Annotated in this window: 13 protein-coding genes; 6 read left to right on the top strand and 7 right to left on the bottom strand. The window is 71.4% G+C overall.

Going from position 1 to position 15,871, the window contains the following annotated elements; translation table 11 throughout:
• Nucleotides 1–8: 8 nt before the first annotated feature.
• From SROS_RS06200 to SROS_RS06190, 3 genes are all read right to left on the bottom strand, one after another.
• The gene (locus SROS_RS06200; RefSeq protein WP_043654867.1) at nucleotides 9–317 is read right to left on the bottom strand and encodes a MerR family transcriptional regulator; all 309 of its coding nucleotides are present in this window, start codon (nucleotides 315–317) and stop codon (nucleotides 9–11) included.
• A 92-nt stretch (nucleotides 318–409) separates the two neighbouring features.
• Complete coding sequence (locus tag SROS_RS06195; protein WP_012888032.1) at nucleotides 410–856, bottom strand: Hsp20/alpha crystallin family protein; 447 nt, start codon at nucleotides 854–856, stop codon at nucleotides 410–412.
• 260 nt (nucleotides 857–1,116) lie between these two features.
• Nucleotides 1,117–3,396, bottom strand: a complete 2,280-nt coding sequence (locus SROS_RS06190; RefSeq protein WP_245564571.1) for a TIM-barrel domain-containing protein — start codon at nucleotides 3,394–3,396, stop codon at nucleotides 1,117–1,119.
• 228 nt (nucleotides 3,397–3,624) lie between these two features.
• Here SROS_RS06190 and SROS_RS06185 point away from each other — a divergent pair, with 228 nt between their 5' ends.
• Together SROS_RS06185 and SROS_RS45725 are read left to right on the top strand one after the other, a co-directional pair.
• A complete protein-coding gene (locus tag SROS_RS06185) occupies nucleotides 3,625–5,730 on the top strand; it encodes a beta-galactosidase (protein WP_012888030.1) in 2,106 nt (701 codons plus the stop codon).
• 53 nt (nucleotides 5,731–5,783) lie between these two features.
• Nucleotides 5,784–7,022 carry a pentapeptide repeat-containing protein gene (locus SROS_RS45725; RefSeq protein ID WP_012888029.1) on the top strand — a complete coding sequence of 413 codons (1,239 nt, stop codon included), beginning with the start codon at nucleotides 5,784–5,786 and terminating at the stop codon, nucleotides 7,020–7,022.
• On the opposite strand, the gene SROS_RS06175 is transcribed toward SROS_RS45725, so the two are convergent.
• A complete protein-coding gene (locus tag SROS_RS06175; protein WP_012888028.1) occupies nucleotides 6,970–8,364 on the bottom strand; it encodes an NAD(P)H-quinone dehydrogenase in 1,395 nt (464 codons plus the stop codon). The genes SROS_RS45725 and SROS_RS06175 overlap by 53 nt on opposite strands.
• Before the next feature lie 144 nt (nucleotides 8,365–8,508).
• On the opposite strand from SROS_RS06175, the gene SROS_RS06170 reads away from it, so the two are divergent.
• From SROS_RS06170 to SROS_RS06155, 4 genes are all read left to right on the top strand, one after another.
• Nucleotides 8,509–8,961, top strand: a complete 453-nt coding sequence (locus tag SROS_RS06170) for a gamma-glutamylcyclotransferase family protein (protein ID WP_043654861.1) — start codon at nucleotides 8,509–8,511, stop codon at nucleotides 8,959–8,961.
• A gap of 306 nt (nucleotides 8,962–9,267) precedes the next feature.
• Nucleotides 9,268–10,071, top strand: coding sequence for a purine-nucleoside phosphorylase (locus tag SROS_RS06165; protein WP_012888026.1), 804 nt, complete (start codon nucleotides 9,268–9,270; stop codon nucleotides 10,069–10,071).
• A gap of 166 nt (nucleotides 10,072–10,237) precedes the next feature.
• Complete coding sequence (locus SROS_RS06160; RefSeq protein WP_012888025.1) at nucleotides 10,238–11,881, top strand: phospho-sugar mutase; 1,644 nt, start codon at nucleotides 10,238–10,240, stop codon at nucleotides 11,879–11,881.
• A gap of 427 nt (nucleotides 11,882–12,308) precedes the next feature.
• Nucleotides 12,309–13,466: an ATP-binding protein gene (locus SROS_RS06155; RefSeq protein ID WP_245564570.1), complete on the top strand. Its 1,158-nt coding sequence runs from the start codon at nucleotides 12,309–12,311 to the stop codon at nucleotides 13,464–13,466.
• A 41-nt stretch (nucleotides 13,467–13,507) separates the two neighbouring features.
• On the opposite strand, the gene SROS_RS06150 is transcribed toward SROS_RS06155, so the two are convergent.
• The 3 genes from SROS_RS06150 to SROS_RS06140 all read right to left on the bottom strand — a co-directional run bounded on the left by SROS_RS06150 (nucleotide 13,508) and on the right by SROS_RS06140 (nucleotide 15,871).
• Nucleotides 13,508–14,179: a hypothetical protein gene (locus SROS_RS06150; RefSeq protein WP_012888023.1), complete on the bottom strand. Its 672-nt coding sequence runs from the start codon at nucleotides 14,177–14,179 to the stop codon at nucleotides 13,508–13,510.
• Between the two features lie 26 nt (nucleotides 14,180–14,205).
• Nucleotides 14,206–15,285 carry an adenosine deaminase gene (locus tag SROS_RS06145; protein ID WP_012888022.1) on the bottom strand — a complete coding sequence of 360 codons (1,080 nt, stop codon included), beginning with the start codon at nucleotides 15,283–15,285 and terminating at the stop codon, nucleotides 14,206–14,208.
• Nucleotides 15,286–15,514: 229 nt separating this feature from the next.
• Complete coding sequence (locus SROS_RS06140) at nucleotides 15,515–15,871, bottom strand: cupin domain-containing protein (RefSeq protein WP_012888021.1); 357 nt, start codon at nucleotides 15,869–15,871, stop codon at nucleotides 15,515–15,517.

The raw sequence follows: 15,871 nt of genomic DNA, 5'->3' as shown, positions 1-15,871 counted from the left end.
CGGGTCCCCTAGTCCTCCCGGCGGGTGGCCCGCTCCCTGGCCAGCTCTTCCTGGAGCTCTCTGACCTGGTGCTGCAGCTCGAAGATGCGACGGACGGCGGCGAGGGTCATGCCCTCACCGACGAGCTGGATGGCGTTCTGGAGGTCCCCGATCTCGTGGCGGGTGTAGCGGCGCTGGCCGCCGCTGGAACGGGCGGGCCGTACCACGTCGTGCTCGTCGAGACGGCGCAGGAAGGCCTGTTCGACATGGAGCATGCCGGCCACCTGGCCGACCGAGTAGAGCGGGGCGTGTTCGTCGTCGAAAGGGAGCCTGACCATCATCACTCTTTCCGCGGTGGCGTGAACGCCGCAGGGTGGGCGCCGGACCCGGCACCCACCCTGTCGAGGCTCGCTGTTCAGATCACGGGCATTCAGGCCTTGATCGACTTGACCTCGTCGGCCTTGTGGATCTCGACCTTGCGAGGCTTCGCCTTCTCGATCACCGGGATGCGCACGGCCAGGACGCCGTTGGAGTAGGCGGCGTCGATCTTCTCGCTGTCGAGGTGCTCGGAGAGGTAGACCCGGCGGGTGAAGGCACCCATCGGGCGCTCGCGCACGAACAGGCGGTCGTCCTGTCCGTACTCCTCCTCGCGGCGGGCGCTCACGGAGAGCACCCCGCGGTCGACGGTCACCTCGACGGAGTCGGGGTCGGCACCGGGAAGGTCGAATTTGAGAAGAACGTCATCCTTGCGGCGGACGCCGTCCAGTGGCATGGCCCCGCGCGTGTCGTTCTGGCCCCATCCGAGAGCCTGCCGCGTGAGCCGGTCGAACTGACGGTCGAACTCCTGGACGAACGGGTCGATCGACGTCAGCAGCATCGGTAACCACCTCCATTGGACCAGGCAGGTATCCTCAAGCCTGCCTTCTCGAAAAGCTCTTAGTGAATTTATAGGTTATCGGCAGGTGCGAGTGCAAGTATCTCTCGCGGAAATCTGCGTCCAGCCTTCTGCCGCAGCCCGGTACGGCCCGCGGCCACAGGGCCGGGACTGCGATCCCGAACCGGAGCCTGACGACCTTCGACCCGCCCGGGATGCACCCGCTGGAAGCCCCGCAGCCACCCGGCCGGCCGCTTCACCCGCTACGTCTCCCGGACGGTCGTGACCACGACCGGGACGCCGACCCCCACCAGCTCGACGCCCGCGATCCGCGCGCTCCCCGAAACGGTCACCCGCAGCCCGTCCCCGTCCGGGACGGCGGTGATCGTGGTGTCTCCGTCGAGGTCGGAGACGGTGGTACGGCTCTCGCCCACGCCGTAGCCGATCAGCGTGATCTCTCCGAACGGCCCGTCTCCGACGGCCTCGCCCGGCTCGGCCAGGACCGGGATGAGCGCGCCGTGCCGGACGAACAGCGGGATCCGGTCCAGCGGCATGGAGACCGTGACGTACCGGCCGCCCGCCAGCACCTCGCCGGTCCAGTGGTCCACCCACCCGCCCGCGGGCAGGTAGACCTTCCGGACACCGTCCGGGGAGGTCATCGGGGCCACCAGCAGGTCGCGGCCGAGGAGGTACTCCAGGTCGGCCTGCCAGGCCACCGGGTCGTCGGGGTGGTCCACGCACAGGGCCCGCATCATCGGCGCCCCGGTCCGCGCGGCCTCCACCGCCGCCGTGTAGAGGTAGGGCATGAGCCGGTAGCGCAGCCTCAGCGCCTCGACGGCCTCGGCCTCGACCTCGGGAAACTCCCACGGCTCGCGGCTGGTGGTGCCGTGCAGGCGCAGCAGCGGGGAGAGGGCGCCGAACTGGGTCCAGCGGACGTACAGGTCGTCGGTGGGGCGGCCGGTGAACCCGCCCGCGTCGTGGCTCCAGAACGGGATGCCGGACAGGCCGTGCGCCAGCCCGCCGCGCAGCGTGCTGCCCATCGCCGGGTAGCTGGTGTAGGTGTCGCCGCTCCACTGCGCCGAGTGCCGCTGCCCGCCGAGGAAGGACGAGCGCGCCCAGACCATCCCGTGCCCGGCGACCTCCCTGGTCACCTCGGAGACGGCGTCGTTGAACAGCAGCGTGTAGACATTGTGCAGGTCGGCGCCGGTCATCCCGTTGGCCGCGACCGCGTCGTGCGGCACGGCCTCGGCGAAGTCGGTCTTGAACACCTGCACGCCCTGCTCCAGCAGCGGCCGCAGCAGCCTCTGGAACCACTCCACGGCGGCGGGGTTGGTGAAGTCGACGATGCCGCAGGGCGGGTAGGAGCCGTGCCAGCAGTCGGCCACGTAGACCTCACCGTCAGCCTTTTTCAGGAAATATCCGTCCTGGGCGGCCTGCGGGAACGCCGGGCTCAGATGGGAGATGTACGGGTTCATCCACAGGCAGACCTTGAAGCCCATCCCGTCCAGCTCCGCCAGCATGCCCTCGGGGTCGGGGAAGTTGGCCGCGTCCCACCGCAGGTCGGACCAGTGCCCGTCGGTCTGCCAGTAGGTGTCCAGATGGAGCACGTCGCACGGGATCCCCCGCTCCCGGATCCTGCGCGCCCGCGCCATCACCCGCTCCTGGGTGTCGACGAAGAACCCCGAGGAGATCCAGGTGCCGAACGCCCACTTGGGCGGCAGCGCCGGACGGCAGGTCAGCAGGTCGAACCGGTCGAGCACCTCCGGCGGGGTGGGTCCGGCGATCACGTAGTAGTCGATCAGGTCGTCCGGGACCACGATCTGCACGGTGCTGTGCGTGGACTGGCAGACGTCGAACTCCACCGGCGTGCCGCTGTCCACCAGCACGCCGTAGCCCCGGCTGGACAGGTAGAACGGCACGTTCTTGTAGGCCCGCTGCGACTCGGCGCCGAAGGCGTCGAAGTTCCACATGACCGGCCGCTGGCCGCGCTTGTCCAGCGGGGTGAACGACTCGCCGAACCCGGTGAACGCCTCGTCGGCGGGGGCGGCGAAGCTCTCGTGGTAGCCCGCCACGGCGCCGTCCCGGCTGGAGCGGCCGAACGGGAGGGTGCGCAGGCGGCCGCTGATGTCGGTATGACCCGGGTCCTGCTCCAGCAGGGTCGCCCCGGCCGCGTCGGTGAACCTCAGGTGCCACGGAGCCAAGGTGATCTCCGCGCGGAGCGGGCCCGCGTCGAGCAGGATCGTCCCGTCGCCCGCCTCCACCCGCGCCCCGGCGAACACGCCCGGCGTGACCATGGAGATCGCGGCGGCCGAGCGGGTCCGCGCGTCCACGTCCTGGCCGAGCCGGACCCGGATCACGCCCTCGCCCACCACGCCCACCTGGACCACGAGGGTCTCCCCTGCCGAGGTCACGGCCTTCAGCGTCACTCCGGCGGCCTCGGCCGCCACCAGCTCGGCCGAGGTCAGCGCCGACAGGCCCGTCTCGCCGTGGGAGCGGACGGGCAGCTCCGGCGGATCGGCGACGAAGTACTCATGCGCGATCAAGGGGGGACGGTAGGGCATGGGGGCTCCAGCGCTTCAGGCTTCGGGTTCGCGAGTTAGTTTTGCGTCCAAACCAACAAACGTCAACGCCTCAGGGGCTCCGGACCGCACTCCTCCCTCCAGGAGGCCGCCCTCGACTCCCCCGCTCCCGGGCTGCCGGCCGCCGCCCCGGGGACGGATCCGTTTACCATGTGTAATTAGTTTAGTTATCATCCGAACAAAGGAATCAGAGTGGACTGGCCGAGAGGGCTCGAAGGGCTGTGCTACGGCGGGGACTACAACCCCGAGCAGTGGCCGGAGGAGGTCTGGAGGGAGGACGTCGGGCTGATGCGGCGGGCCGGGGTCAACCTGGTCACCGTCGGGGTGTTCTCCTGGGCCCGGCTGGAGCCGTCACCCGGCGTCCACGACTTCGGCTGGCTGGACCGGGCCCTCGACCTGCTCCACAAGGGCGGGATCAGGGTCAGCCTGGCCACCCCCACCGCCTCCCCGCCGCCCTGGTTCGGCCTGGCCCACCCGGACGCGCTCACCGTCGCCGCCGACGGGACCCGGCTCACCCACGGCAGCCGCGACACCTACTGCGTGAGCGCCCCGGCCTACCGTGACGCCGCCGTCCGGATCGCCACCGGACTCGCCGAGCGCTACCGCGAGCACCCGGCCCTGGCCATGTGGCACGTCCACAACGAGTACGGCACCTGGTGCCACTGCGACCACGTCGCCGCCGCCTTCAGGACCTGGCTCGAAGCCCGTCACGGCACGCTGGAGGCGCTGAACGACGCCTGGACCACCTCGTTCTGGGGCCAGCACTACTCGGCCTGGGAGCAGGTCCTGCCGCCCCGCGCCACCCAGTACCTCCCCAACCCGTCCCAGACCCTCGACTTCCGGCGGTTCCTGTCCGACGCCATGCTCGACTGCTTCCGCGAGCAGAAGGCGGTGCTGCGCGCGCTCACCCCGGACGTCCCGGTCACCACGAACTTCGTCTTCGGCGGCTGGGTGCCGGTGGACCAGCGGCGCTGGGCCGGGGAGGTGGACCTGGTCGCGATCGACCACTACCCGGCGGCCGACCCCCCGGCGGAGACCGCGTTCGGCGCGGACCTCGCGCGGCACTGGGCCGGCGGGGCGCCGTGGCTGCTGACGGAGCAGGCGGTGGTGACCTACACCGGGCCCCGGATGGTCGCCAAGCGGCCCGGGGAGATCGCCAGGCTGAGCCTGTCGCACATCGCGCGGGGCTCGCGGGGCGCGATGTTCTTCCAGTGGCGCGCCTCGCGGGGCGGGGCCGAGCTCTGGCACTCGGGCATGGTGCCGCACGCCGGCCCGGACTCGCGGATCTTCCGCGAGGTCTGCGAGCTGGGCGCGCTCCTGCCCGCCCTCGAAGAGGCCACCCGGGCGCCGGTCGAGGCGGAGGCGGCGGTCCTGTGGAACGTCGAGGCGGGGTGGGCGCTGCAGTCGCCGGGCCTGCCGTCCACGGAGCTGAGCTACCTGGACGCGGTACGGCAGGCGCACCGGGTGCTCTACCGGCACGGCGTCACCGCCGACTTCGCCCATCCGTCCGACGATCTCTCGGCATACAGGTTCGTGCTCGTCCCCAGCCTCTACCTGATCTCCGACGCCGACGCGGAGAACCTGCGCCGCTACGTCGAGGGCGGCGGCACGCTCGTGGCCTCCTTCCTCAGTGGGGTCGCCGACGAGCACGCCCGCGTCCGGACGGGCGGCTACCCCGGGGCCCTGCGCGACCTGCTCGGCATCCGGGTCGAGGAGTTCCACCCGCTGCCCCCGGACGCCGCGATCCCGCTGTCCACCCCCGGCGGCGGCCCCCTCGGCGCCGGCATCCTCCCGCTCGCCCGGGAGGGCGCCGACCCGCCGCCGGGCGAGCGGGCTCCGCACGACACCGGGACCTTCTGGAGCGAGCACGTCCACCTGGAGGGCGCCGAGGCGCTGGCCCTCTACGCCGTGCCGGAAGCCCCCGCCCTGGACACCCCCGCCCTGGACTCCCCCGCCCCGGACACCCCCACCCCGCACGCGCCCGGCCCGCACGCGCCCGGCCCGCACGCGCTCAGGACGGACGCTCCCGGGACGGGTGCGCCGGGCGCCGCGCTCGCCGGCCTGCCGGCGATCACCCGCCACCGGCACGGCCGGGGGACGGCCCTCTACCTGTCCACCCGGCTCACCGACGGCGCCTACGCCCGCCTGCTGGGCCTGCGGCCCGCTCCCGTGGAGCGCGTGCGGCGGGGCGGGTGGCTGTTCACGATCAACCACGGCGACGAGGAGCAGGAGGGAACCGGCGGCCTGCGGTTATCCCCCGGCGGTTACGCTGTACAAAAGGTGCAAGCAGGCGTCTAGCGAGGTGCAATGATCCACTGACACGATCGGGGCTGCTTTTCGAGGAGGCTCTCGTGCGTCGTTCCGTTCCTCTGGCACTCACCGTTGCGATCTTCGCGCTGTCAGGGACCATGCTCTCCCCCGCCCAGGCCGGCGCCGGGCCCTGCAGACCCGGCCAGGGCCCCGACCTGCGAGGCAGGGACTTCACCAGGGGCGCCTCGCTCCCCGCCGACCTGCGCTGCGCCAACCTGACCAAGGCCAAGCTGAGGGGCGTGGAGCTCGTCCAGAAGGACCTGACCGGGGCGGTTCTGCGCGGCGCCGACCTCAGGCAGGCCAACCTGACCCAGGCCGTGCTGAAATACGCCGACCTGCGCGGCGCCAACCTCGGCGAGGCCGACCTGGGCCAGATGCACGCCGACCACGCCGACGCGCGCGGGGCGAACCTGATCGACGCCGAGGCCGGGCAGGCGCAGTTCCCGCACGCCGACCTGACAGGGGCGACCCTGACCCGGGCCGAGCTGACCCAGGTCAACTTCACCAACGCCAAGCTGATCGACGCCGACCTCAACGAGAGCACCCCGGGCCAGATCAAGGCGCGCAAGGCCGACTTCACCCGGGCCAAGCTCCGCGAGGCCAAGCTGGGCCAGGCCAACCTGCGCAACGCGACGTTCAAGGACGCCGACCTGAGCGAGGCCGAGCTGACCCAGGCCGAGCTGGACGGCGCCGTCTTCACCGGCGCGCTGGTCGAGGGGGCGTCCTTCGTGCAGGCCGACGACGCGGACCTGGCCGGCGCCAAGGGCACCCCGAAGGGCCTCAGCCTGCCGACCACCGACCTGCTCATCCCCGATGGGATATTCACCCCGGAGAAGGAGACCGACCAGCTCGCCGAGCCGGCCGGGACCGCCGGCGCCCCGTCCGTGGGGCTCGTCATGGTGGTGGTCAGCGCGATCGGCCTGGCCGTCACCGTGGTGGCCTGGGGGATCAGCACCCAGCGGCGGAACCGGCGGAACTCCCGCTTCGCGCTCATGCGGCACGGCGCCGAGGAGGACATCACCCGGCTGGGCGAGGAGATCGACCAGCTCGACTACGAGTTCCAGGTCGGCGGGCACGGCGACATCACCGGCGACCAGGACTGGCGGCACGCGATCGACGCCTACGAGGCGGCCAAGAACGCGCTGGCCCTGGCCAGGCGGGAGGAGGAGCTGCACTTCGTGGCTGATGCCGTACAGGCCGGCAGGAACGCGCTGGGGCGGCTGCGGGTCAGATCCCGCTGGGGGTCATCGGCTGCATCAGACGGCGGGCCGCCTCGGTGATGGAGCCGGACATCGAGGGGTAGACCGCGAAGGTGTGGGCGAGCTGGTCCACCGTGAGCCGCTGCTGGACGGCCACCGAGACCGCCAGGATCAGCTCGGACGCCCGGGGGGCCACCACGACGCCGCCGAGGATGATGCCGGTGTGCGGGCGGCAGAACAGCTTCACGAAGCCGTCGTTGAAGCCCTGCATCTTGGCGCGGGCGTTGGTGGCCAGCGGCAGCTTGACCACGTTGGCCTCGATCTCACCGGCCTCGATCGCCTTCTGCGCGACGCCCACGGCGGCGATCTCGGGGTCGGTGAAGATGTTGGAGGCGACGGTGGCCAGGCGGAGCGGCTGGACGGCCTCGCCGAGCGCGTGCCAGACCGCGATCCGGCCCTGCATGGCGGCGACCGAGGCCAGCATCAGCACGCCGGTGCAGTCGCCGGCCGCGTAGACGCCGGGCGCGGAGGTGCGGGAGACCTTGTCCACCTGGATGAAGCCGCCCCGGTCGAGGGTGACCCCGGCCTCCTCCAGGCCGAGCCCGGCGGTGTTGGGGATCATGCCGACCGTCATCAGGCAGTGGCTGCCCTCGGCGGTCCTGCCGTCCTCCAGCGTGACGACCACGCCGTCGGCGGTGCGCTTGACGGACTCGGCCCGGGAACGGCCCATGACGTTCATCCCGCGGCGCCGGTAGACCTCTTCGAGGACCTCGGCGGCGTCGGCGTCCTCGTTGGGCATCATCCGGTCGCGCGAGGACACGAGCGTGACCTCGGAACCCAGGGAGCGGTAGGCGCCCGCGAACTCCGCGCCGGTGACGCCGGAGCCCACCACGATGAGGTGCTCGGGCAGCTCCTCCAGGTCGTAGATCTGGCGCCAGGTGAGGATGCGCTCGCCGTCCGGCTCGGCGCTGGGCAGGATGCGCGGGGTCGCGCCGGTCGCCACGATGACGACGTCGGCGCGGATCGTCCGGTCACCGGCCCTGACCACCTGCGGGTCGACCAGCCGCCCGGCTGCCCGGACCACCTCGACCCCCTCGGCCGCCAGCCGCACGGCGATGTCGGCGGACTGCGCCTGGGCCAGCTCCTTCACCCGCTTGTTGACCAGCGGCATGTCGGCGATGACGCCACCGGCGTCGCCGTCGGGACCGCCGGTGTAGTGCACGCCCAGCATGCTGGCGTCGAGCAGCGCCTGCTTGCGCACGGAGGTGGCGATCAGCGTCTTGGACGGCACGCAGTCCGTCAGCACGCAGGCCCCGCCGGGACCGTCCTGTTCGACCACGGTGACCTGCGCCCCGAGTTGCGCGGCCACCAGCGCCGCCTCGTAGCCGCCGGGCCCGCCACCGATGATCACGATCCTTGTCACGTACCCTATTCTCCCGCATCCCTGGACCAACCGTCTCTCCGGTCCCCCTTGGAAACCGCGAAAGCCGTTGCGGGGACAGAGGAAATCAACGGGACGCCGAGGCGGAGTGAGCGTCTGGCAGATCTTGGATTAGTGTTGGACACCGTGCCTGTCTACGCCGCCTACGGCAGCAACATGGACCCGAAGCAGATGGCCCAGCGGGCCCCGCACTCGCCGATGCGGGGGTCGGGCTGGCTTCAGGGCTGGCGCCTGACGTTCGGCGGAAACGACCTCGGCTGGGAGGGCGCGCTCGCCTCCATCGTCGAGGACCCCGACGAGCACGTCTTCGTCGTCCTCTACGACGTGCCCGAATGGGACGAGACCTCTCTCGACCAGTGGGAGGGCGCGGCGCGCGGCCTCTACCACAAGGTCAGGCTCCGGGTGCAGACCCTGGAGGGCGAGGTCGTGGCCTGGTTCTACGTGCTCGACGGCTATGAGGGCGGGCTGCCCTCCGCCCGCTATCTCGGCATCCTCGCCGAAGCGGCCGAGCACGCCGGCGCCCCCGACGACTACGTCAAGGACCTGCGCAGCCGTCCCTGCAAGTCCCTGGGAAGCTGACCGGGCGCCTGGCGGCCACACCACGGCACAGGCCTCCGCGCCGTGCCCGGCTCCCTCACGCCCTCCGCGCCGGTTCACCGCGTCTCCGCGTCTCCGGCTCCGCATCACCGCGTCTCCGCATCACCACGCCCTCGGCTCCGCGTCTCCGGCTCCGCCGCGCCGTACCGGGGCCGGAGAGGCCGGGCGGGCTCCCCGCCGGGCGGTCGGGAACGCCGTTCCGGGCCCGTCCCGGCCGGGCGAAAACCGCGATCACGCCGGGACGCCGTCCGGCCCGATCCGGGAAGAACGGCGAGTACGCTCTGCAACGTGAGCAATGACCCTTATGCACTCGCCACGGAAGCCGCGACCGCGCTGAAGAGCGCCACGGGAGTCGACGCGTTCGACGTCGCGCTGGTGATGGGTTCGGGCTGGGTGCCGGCCGCCGACGCGATCGGCGAGACGATCTCCGAGATCCCGGTGACCGACCTGCCCGGTTTCGCGCCGCCCGCCGTGGCCGGCCACGCGGGCAGGGTCCGCGCGGTCCGGACCGAGTCGGGCAAGGTCGCACTGATCTTCCTGGGCCGCACCCACCTCTACGAGGGCCGGGGCGTGGACCCGGTCGTGCACGGGGTGCGGACCGCCATCAGGGCCGGGGCCGGCACGATCGTGCTGACCAACGCCGCCGGCGGCCTGCGGCCGGAGACCCAGGAGGTCGGCGAGGCGGTGCTGATCAGTGACCACATCAACCTGACCGGCGCCAACCCGATCACCGGGGCCACCTTCGTCGACCTCACCGACGTCTACACCCCGCGCCTGCGCGACCTGGTCCGCGAGATCGAGCCGTCGATGGCCGAGGGCGTCTACGTGGCCTTCCGCGGCCCGACCTACGAGACCCCGGCCGAGGTCCGCATGTGCAGGATCCTCGGCGGCGACATGGTCGGCATGTCCACCGTGCTGGAGGCCGTCGCGGCCCGCGAGGGCGGCGCCGACGTGCTCGGCATCTCGCTGGTCACCAACCCGGGCGCCGGACTGGTGGGCGAGCCGCTGAACCACGAGGAAGTGCTGGAGGTCGGCCGCGCCACCGCCGCGCGCATGGGCGGCCTGCTGGCAAAGGTCGTCGGCAAGCTGTAGCCGAGGACGTGAACGCCCGCTTCACGCGCTGGGCCATGGCGCACATCATCGCGCGGCGCGCAGCGCGGCCGGTGCCGTACACGTGTTCGAGAAAGTCTCGCACGGCGCTGTGCCGTGCTTCCTCCCCGGGGCTGAAGCCCGGGGTCTCCACGCTCAAGGGGATTCGATGAGCAGCGATCTCGTACGGCTCGCACGGTCCTGGCTGGCCCAGGACCCCGACCCGGAGACCCGCGCCGAGCTCACGGCGCTGCTGGACGGCGGCGACGCGGACGCGCTGCGCGAGCGGTTCGGGGCCAAGCTGGAGTTCGGCACCGCCGGTCTCCGAGGCGAGCTGGGCGCCGGGCCCAACCGGATGAACCGGGTCACCGTCATGCGCGCCGCCGCCGGACTCGCCCGGGTCCTCGGCCCGGGGCGGCACGTCGTGATCGGCTACGACGCCCGGCACAAGTCCGACGTCTTCGCCCACGACACCGCCGCCGTGCTCACCGGCGCCGGGCTGCGCGCCTCCGTCCTCCCCCGGCCGCTGCCCACCCCGGTACTGGCATTCGCCGTCCGCCACCTCGGCGCCGACGCGGGCGTGACCGTCACCGCCAGCCACAACCCGCCCCGGGACAACGGCTACAAGGTCTACTGGAACGACGGCTCCCAGATCGTGCCGCCGGTCGACTCGGAGATCTCCGCCGCCATCGACGCCGTCGGCCAGGTCTCCGGCCTGCCCCTGGGCTCCCCCGACGACCCCGCCTGGGCCACGCTGGGCGACGACGTCGTGGCCGCCTACCTGGAGGCGGTGACCGCGCTCCCGCTCGGCGGCGCCCGCGGCCTGCGGGTGGCCTACACCCCGCTGCACGGGGTGGGCGGCGCCACGCTGGCCGGCGCCTTCCGGGCCGCGGGCTTCGAGGTCCCCGCGACCGTCGAGGCCCAGGCCGCCCCGGACCCGGACTTCCCCACCGTCGCCTTCCCCAACCCGGAGGAGCCGGGCGCGATGGACCTGGCGCTGGAGCTCGCCCGGAGCGTCGGCGCGGACATCGTGCTGGCCAACGACCCCGACGCGGACCGCTGCGCGGTGGGCGTTCCCCTGCCGGAGGGCGGCTACCGGATGCTGACCGGCGACGAGGTGGGCGCCCTCCTGGGTGAGCACGTGATCAGGCAGACTTCCGGCGACGGGCGTCTCGTGGCCACCACGATCGTCTCCTCCTCCCTGCTCGGCAAGATCGCCTCCGGGCACGGCGTGCGGTACGCCGAGACCCTCACCGGCTTCAAGTGGATCATGAAGGCCGGGGACGGGCTGGTCTTCGGCTACGAGGAGGCCCTGGGATACAGCGTCGGCGCGGACTCGGGCCTGCCCGTCCACGACAAGGACGGCATCGGCGCGGCGCTGACCGTCGCCGGCCTGGCCGCCCAGGCCAAGCTCGACGGCCGCAACCTGCTCGACCTCCTCGACGACCAGGCGCGCCGCTACGGCCTGCACGCCACGTCCCAGCTCTCGGTCCGGGTGGACGACCTGTCCCTGATCACCGGTGCGATGGCCCGCCTGCGCGCCACCCCTCCGGTGAAGCTGGGGGGCCGCGAGGTCGAGTCCGCCGACGACCTGAGCGAGGGCTCGGCCGGCCTGCCGCCCACCGACGGCCTGCGCTACCGCCTGTCCGGCGGCGCCCGCGTCGTCGTCCGCCCCTCGGGCACCGAGCCCAAGCTCAAGTGCTACCTGGAGGTCGTCGTCCCCGTCACGGGCGAGGTCTCCGACGCCCGGGCGCAGGCCGTACAGGACCTCGACGCCCTGAAGGCCGACCTCTCCGCCGCCCTCGGCCTGTGACACCGGGAGGGGCTCTCCTTTCCGCGCTTCCGCGGAAAACAGGGCCGACGCCGAGGCCCTCACACGCAAGAAGCTTCGATGAGACTCTCACGCCTGATGGTCTCATCTGTGAGAGTCTCAAATTTGAGACTCTCACAGATGAGACCATTGGAGAGCGATGGACGGCTTCATCGGAAGAGCCCATGAACTGGGCAAACTTCGGCGGCTGCTGAACAAGGTCGAGGCTGGGGGACGCGTCGGAAGGCCGGGGCGAGCGATCCTGGTGCGAGGCCGCCGCCGGGTCGGCAAGTCACGCCTGGCGGAAGAGTTCATCCGGTGTTCGGGCGTCCCCCATCTCTTCTATTCCGCCGCCAGAGGACCGGAGGGCCAGCAGCTTCAGAGATTCCTCAGCGCCGGCGCCGCATCCGACCTCCCTGGAGCTCAGCTCATGGCCGGGCAGTCACCGGACTCCTGGGATGCCGCGTTACGCCTCCTGGTGGCCGCTCTTCCCCAGGACTCGCCGAGCATCGTGGTTCTCGACGAGCTTCCCTACCTGATCGCAAGCAGCCCTGACCTCGAGAGTGTCCTGCAGGTGCTGTTCGACCGGGAGTTCTCCCACCGTCCGGTGCTGCTCATCCTCATCGGCTCGGACCTGTCGATGATGGAGGCGATCAACCGGTACGACAGACCCTTCTACATGCGAGCCACCGAGATGGTGGTCAGGCCGCTCACGCCGGCGGACGTGGCCGAAAAGCTGGAGTTGCCCCCGGCGGACGCCTTCGACGCCCATCTGGTGTCCGGCGGCCTGCCGATGATCTGCGAGGAATGGCAGCCGGGACTCTCCGTTCAGGAGTATCTACAGGAGGCCCTGACGGATTCCACCTCATCTCTGGTGATCAGCGGTGAACGTGCTCTTGCCGCCGAACTGCCGCCCGACGCCCAGGCCCGGACCGTGTTGAGTGCCATCGGCTCGGGGCAGCGCACCCACGCTTCGATAGACCGCGCGACCCCGGGCATCCCCAGAGCCTCGCTCAATCGCGCGTTGCAGTTCTTGGTCGAAAAACGACTGGTCGTCCCCGAACTCCCACTGTCCACTCGGCCCTCGCGTGAGACCAGATATCACATCGCGGACACGCATCTGCGTTTCTGGCTCACTTTCGTCGGCCCCTGGCTCCCTGAGATCGAACGGGACCGGGGCGACCTGGTCCTCGACCGATTTCACCGATCATGGACATCATGGCGTGGAACGGCCGTCGAACCGGTGATCCGGGAATCGCTCCGGCGCATGGACGGGCTGCCGGAGGAGACCTGCGCCATCGGCGGCTACTGGACCCGCACGAATGATCCGGAGATCGACATCGTAGGGGCGGACCGTGAGCCGATCGCCAAGAAGATCACTATGGTCGGCTCGATCAAATGGCTGGAGAACCGGCCGTTCGACCGGCACGACCTGAGCGAGCTGATCGTCCACCGTTCCAGACTGCCGGGCGCCGACACCTCGAGCCCGCTGTTCGCCGTTTCGCGGAGCGGTGTCACGGCTGAGGGCGTCGAGGAGATCACTCCGGAGCGGTTGCTCGACGCCTGGCGCCCTCCGCCGGGCGCGTGAGGACCGGCCCCGTCCGGCGGGGCCGGTCCCGGACACCGTGATCAGGCGAGGATCGCGGCGATCACCAGGACGGCCGCGGCCAGCAGCGCCGCCAGGGCGCTCGGCGCCCAGGTGACCTTCATGGCGGCGGGGCCGGCGGACTCGGCGGCCCGCGTTCCCGTGCCGTCGGCGGACTCGGCGGTCACGCGCCCGGCGTTCCGGACGGCCGCCCGCTTCGCCGCCTCGGCCCGCTCGGTGATCTGCTCGGCCACCCAGTCGGCGTGGGTCTTGCCCGCCAGCGCCTCGGCCGCCGCCTGCTCCCCCTTCGAGCGCGTCGGCTCGGTCTTGTGACGGCTACCGGTGTTCGCGGAGGTCCCCCGCCGTACGGCCGCCGCCCGCTCGCGGGCCGAGGTCTGCGGCGTCCAGCAGCGGACGCTCTCTCCGCCGGATGTGATCTTGATCGAGTGGGAGACCACGACCTCGTCCACCCCGGCCAACGGCACGGAGGCGTTCCTGAGCGGATTGCGGACCAGCACGCCGTCCTCGGTCAGGATGACCGCCGGACGCAGGCAGGCGATGAAGACCAGCGCGGTCAGCACCCCCAGCACCGCGGCGGCGACCAGCGAGGACGGCCCGCTGTAGCGGACGATCAGATCCACCGCGTTGAACGCGGCGAACGCCATCCAGATCCAGCCGAGGACCAGGGCGGTCCTCGACCGGAACACCTGCTTCATCAACTACCTCCAGCGTGCGGACCCGGTCACGCCTGCCACTTGAGGCGCGCGAATCCGGGCTTGATGACACCGTTGATGAGCGCCAGGCGCTCGTCGAACGGCAGGAACGCCGACTTCATGGCATTGATCGTGAACCACTGCATGTCGTCCCAGCCGTAGCCGAAGGCCTCCGACAGCTTGGCGAACTCCTCCGAGACGGAGGTCCCGCTCATCAGCCGGTTGTCGGTGTTGACCGTGACCCGGAAGTTCAGCCGGCGGAGCAGGCCGATCGGGTGCTCGGCGATGGAGGTCGCGGCGCCGGTCTGCAGGTTGGAGGTCGGGCACATCTCCAGCGGGATGCGCTTGTCGCGGACGTAGGCCGCGAGGCGGCCGAGCTTGGCCTCCCCCTCGCCGGACACCGTGATGTCGTCGATGATCCGGACGCCGTGGCCGAGACGGTCGGCGCCGCACCACTGGATCGCCTGCCAGATCGACGGCAGGCCGAAGGCCTCGCCGGCGTGGATGGTGAAGTGGGCGTTCTCGCGCTGGAGGTATTCGAAGGCGTCGAGGTGGCGCGTGGGAGGGTAGCCCGCCTCGGCCCCGGCGATGTCGAAGCCCGCCACGCCGACGTCGCGGTAGCGGACCGCGAGCTCGGCGATCTCCCTGGACCTGGCCTGGTGGCGCATCGCGGTGAGCAGCGTGCCCACCCGGATCCCGCGGCCCTCGGATCCGGCCCTGAACCCCTCCTGCACGGCCTCGATGACCTCTTCGAGGCTGAGGCCGGCGGAGGTGTGCTGCTCGGGCGCGTAGCGCACCTCCGCGTAGACGACGCCGTCGGCGGCCAGGTCCTCGGCGCACTCGGCGGCGACCCGGACCAGCGACTCTCGGGTCTGCATGACGCCGACCGTGTGGTCGAAGGTCTCGAGATAGCGCTCCAGCGAACCGGAGTCGGAGGCCTCCCGGAACCAGGTCCGCAGGCCGTCCACGTCGGTCGTGGGCAGCCGGTCGTAGCCCGATCCGGCGGCCAGCTCGACGATGGTCTCGGGTCGCAGGCCACCGTCAAGGTGATCGTGGAGCAACACCTTCGGAGCCCGGCGTATCTCCTCAAGGGTGGGTAGCTGACTCATTTCATCACCTTACCGTCGGGTACCTAATCACCGATCTTGCGAGCATGCATGGCCGTGTCCCGGCCGTGCGATGTTCGGCGCGGCTTCACCCGGTGCCGATGAGGGCCTCGGCGGAGGCGGGAGGCCCCCGCGTCCACGGCGGTGCGGGGACCGCGCGGCCGTGGACGCGGTTGACGGACGGCGGTGCGGGGGCCGCGCGGCCGCCCGTCGCGGTCGACGGAACCGGCGGTCATCCGTCGTCGCGGTTGACGGAGTCGGGGGAGAAGGCGGGAAGGCAGACGGCGACGTACTCGGCGCCCTCGGGGCCGCAGCTGTAGCGGATCTTCTCCCCCGGCTCGCTCACGAACGCCTGCCCGGCGTTGACCTCGGTCGTGCCTCCCTCGTGCTCCACGACGACCGTCCCCTTGAGCACCAGCGTGTATTCGCCGAACTCCGGCCTCTGGGCCGGCTCGTCCCACCCGGCCGGAGCCTTCATGTGCGCGATCGAGATCCGGCTGTCGTCGCTGTTGACCCTGCCGACGTACTCGTCGATCATCTTGCCGCCCGGGACCGGGATCCGCGTCGCGCTGTCGATTTTGCGTACCAT

Origin of the sequence: Streptosporangium roseum DSM 43021, from assembly GCF_000024865.1 — a bacterium.
Taxonomy (GTDB): domain Bacteria; phylum Actinomycetota; class Actinomycetes; order Streptosporangiales; family Streptosporangiaceae; genus Streptosporangium; species Streptosporangium roseum.
Note: the sequence above shows the minus strand (reverse complement) of the source record. Positions and strands in the feature narration are given on the sequence as shown.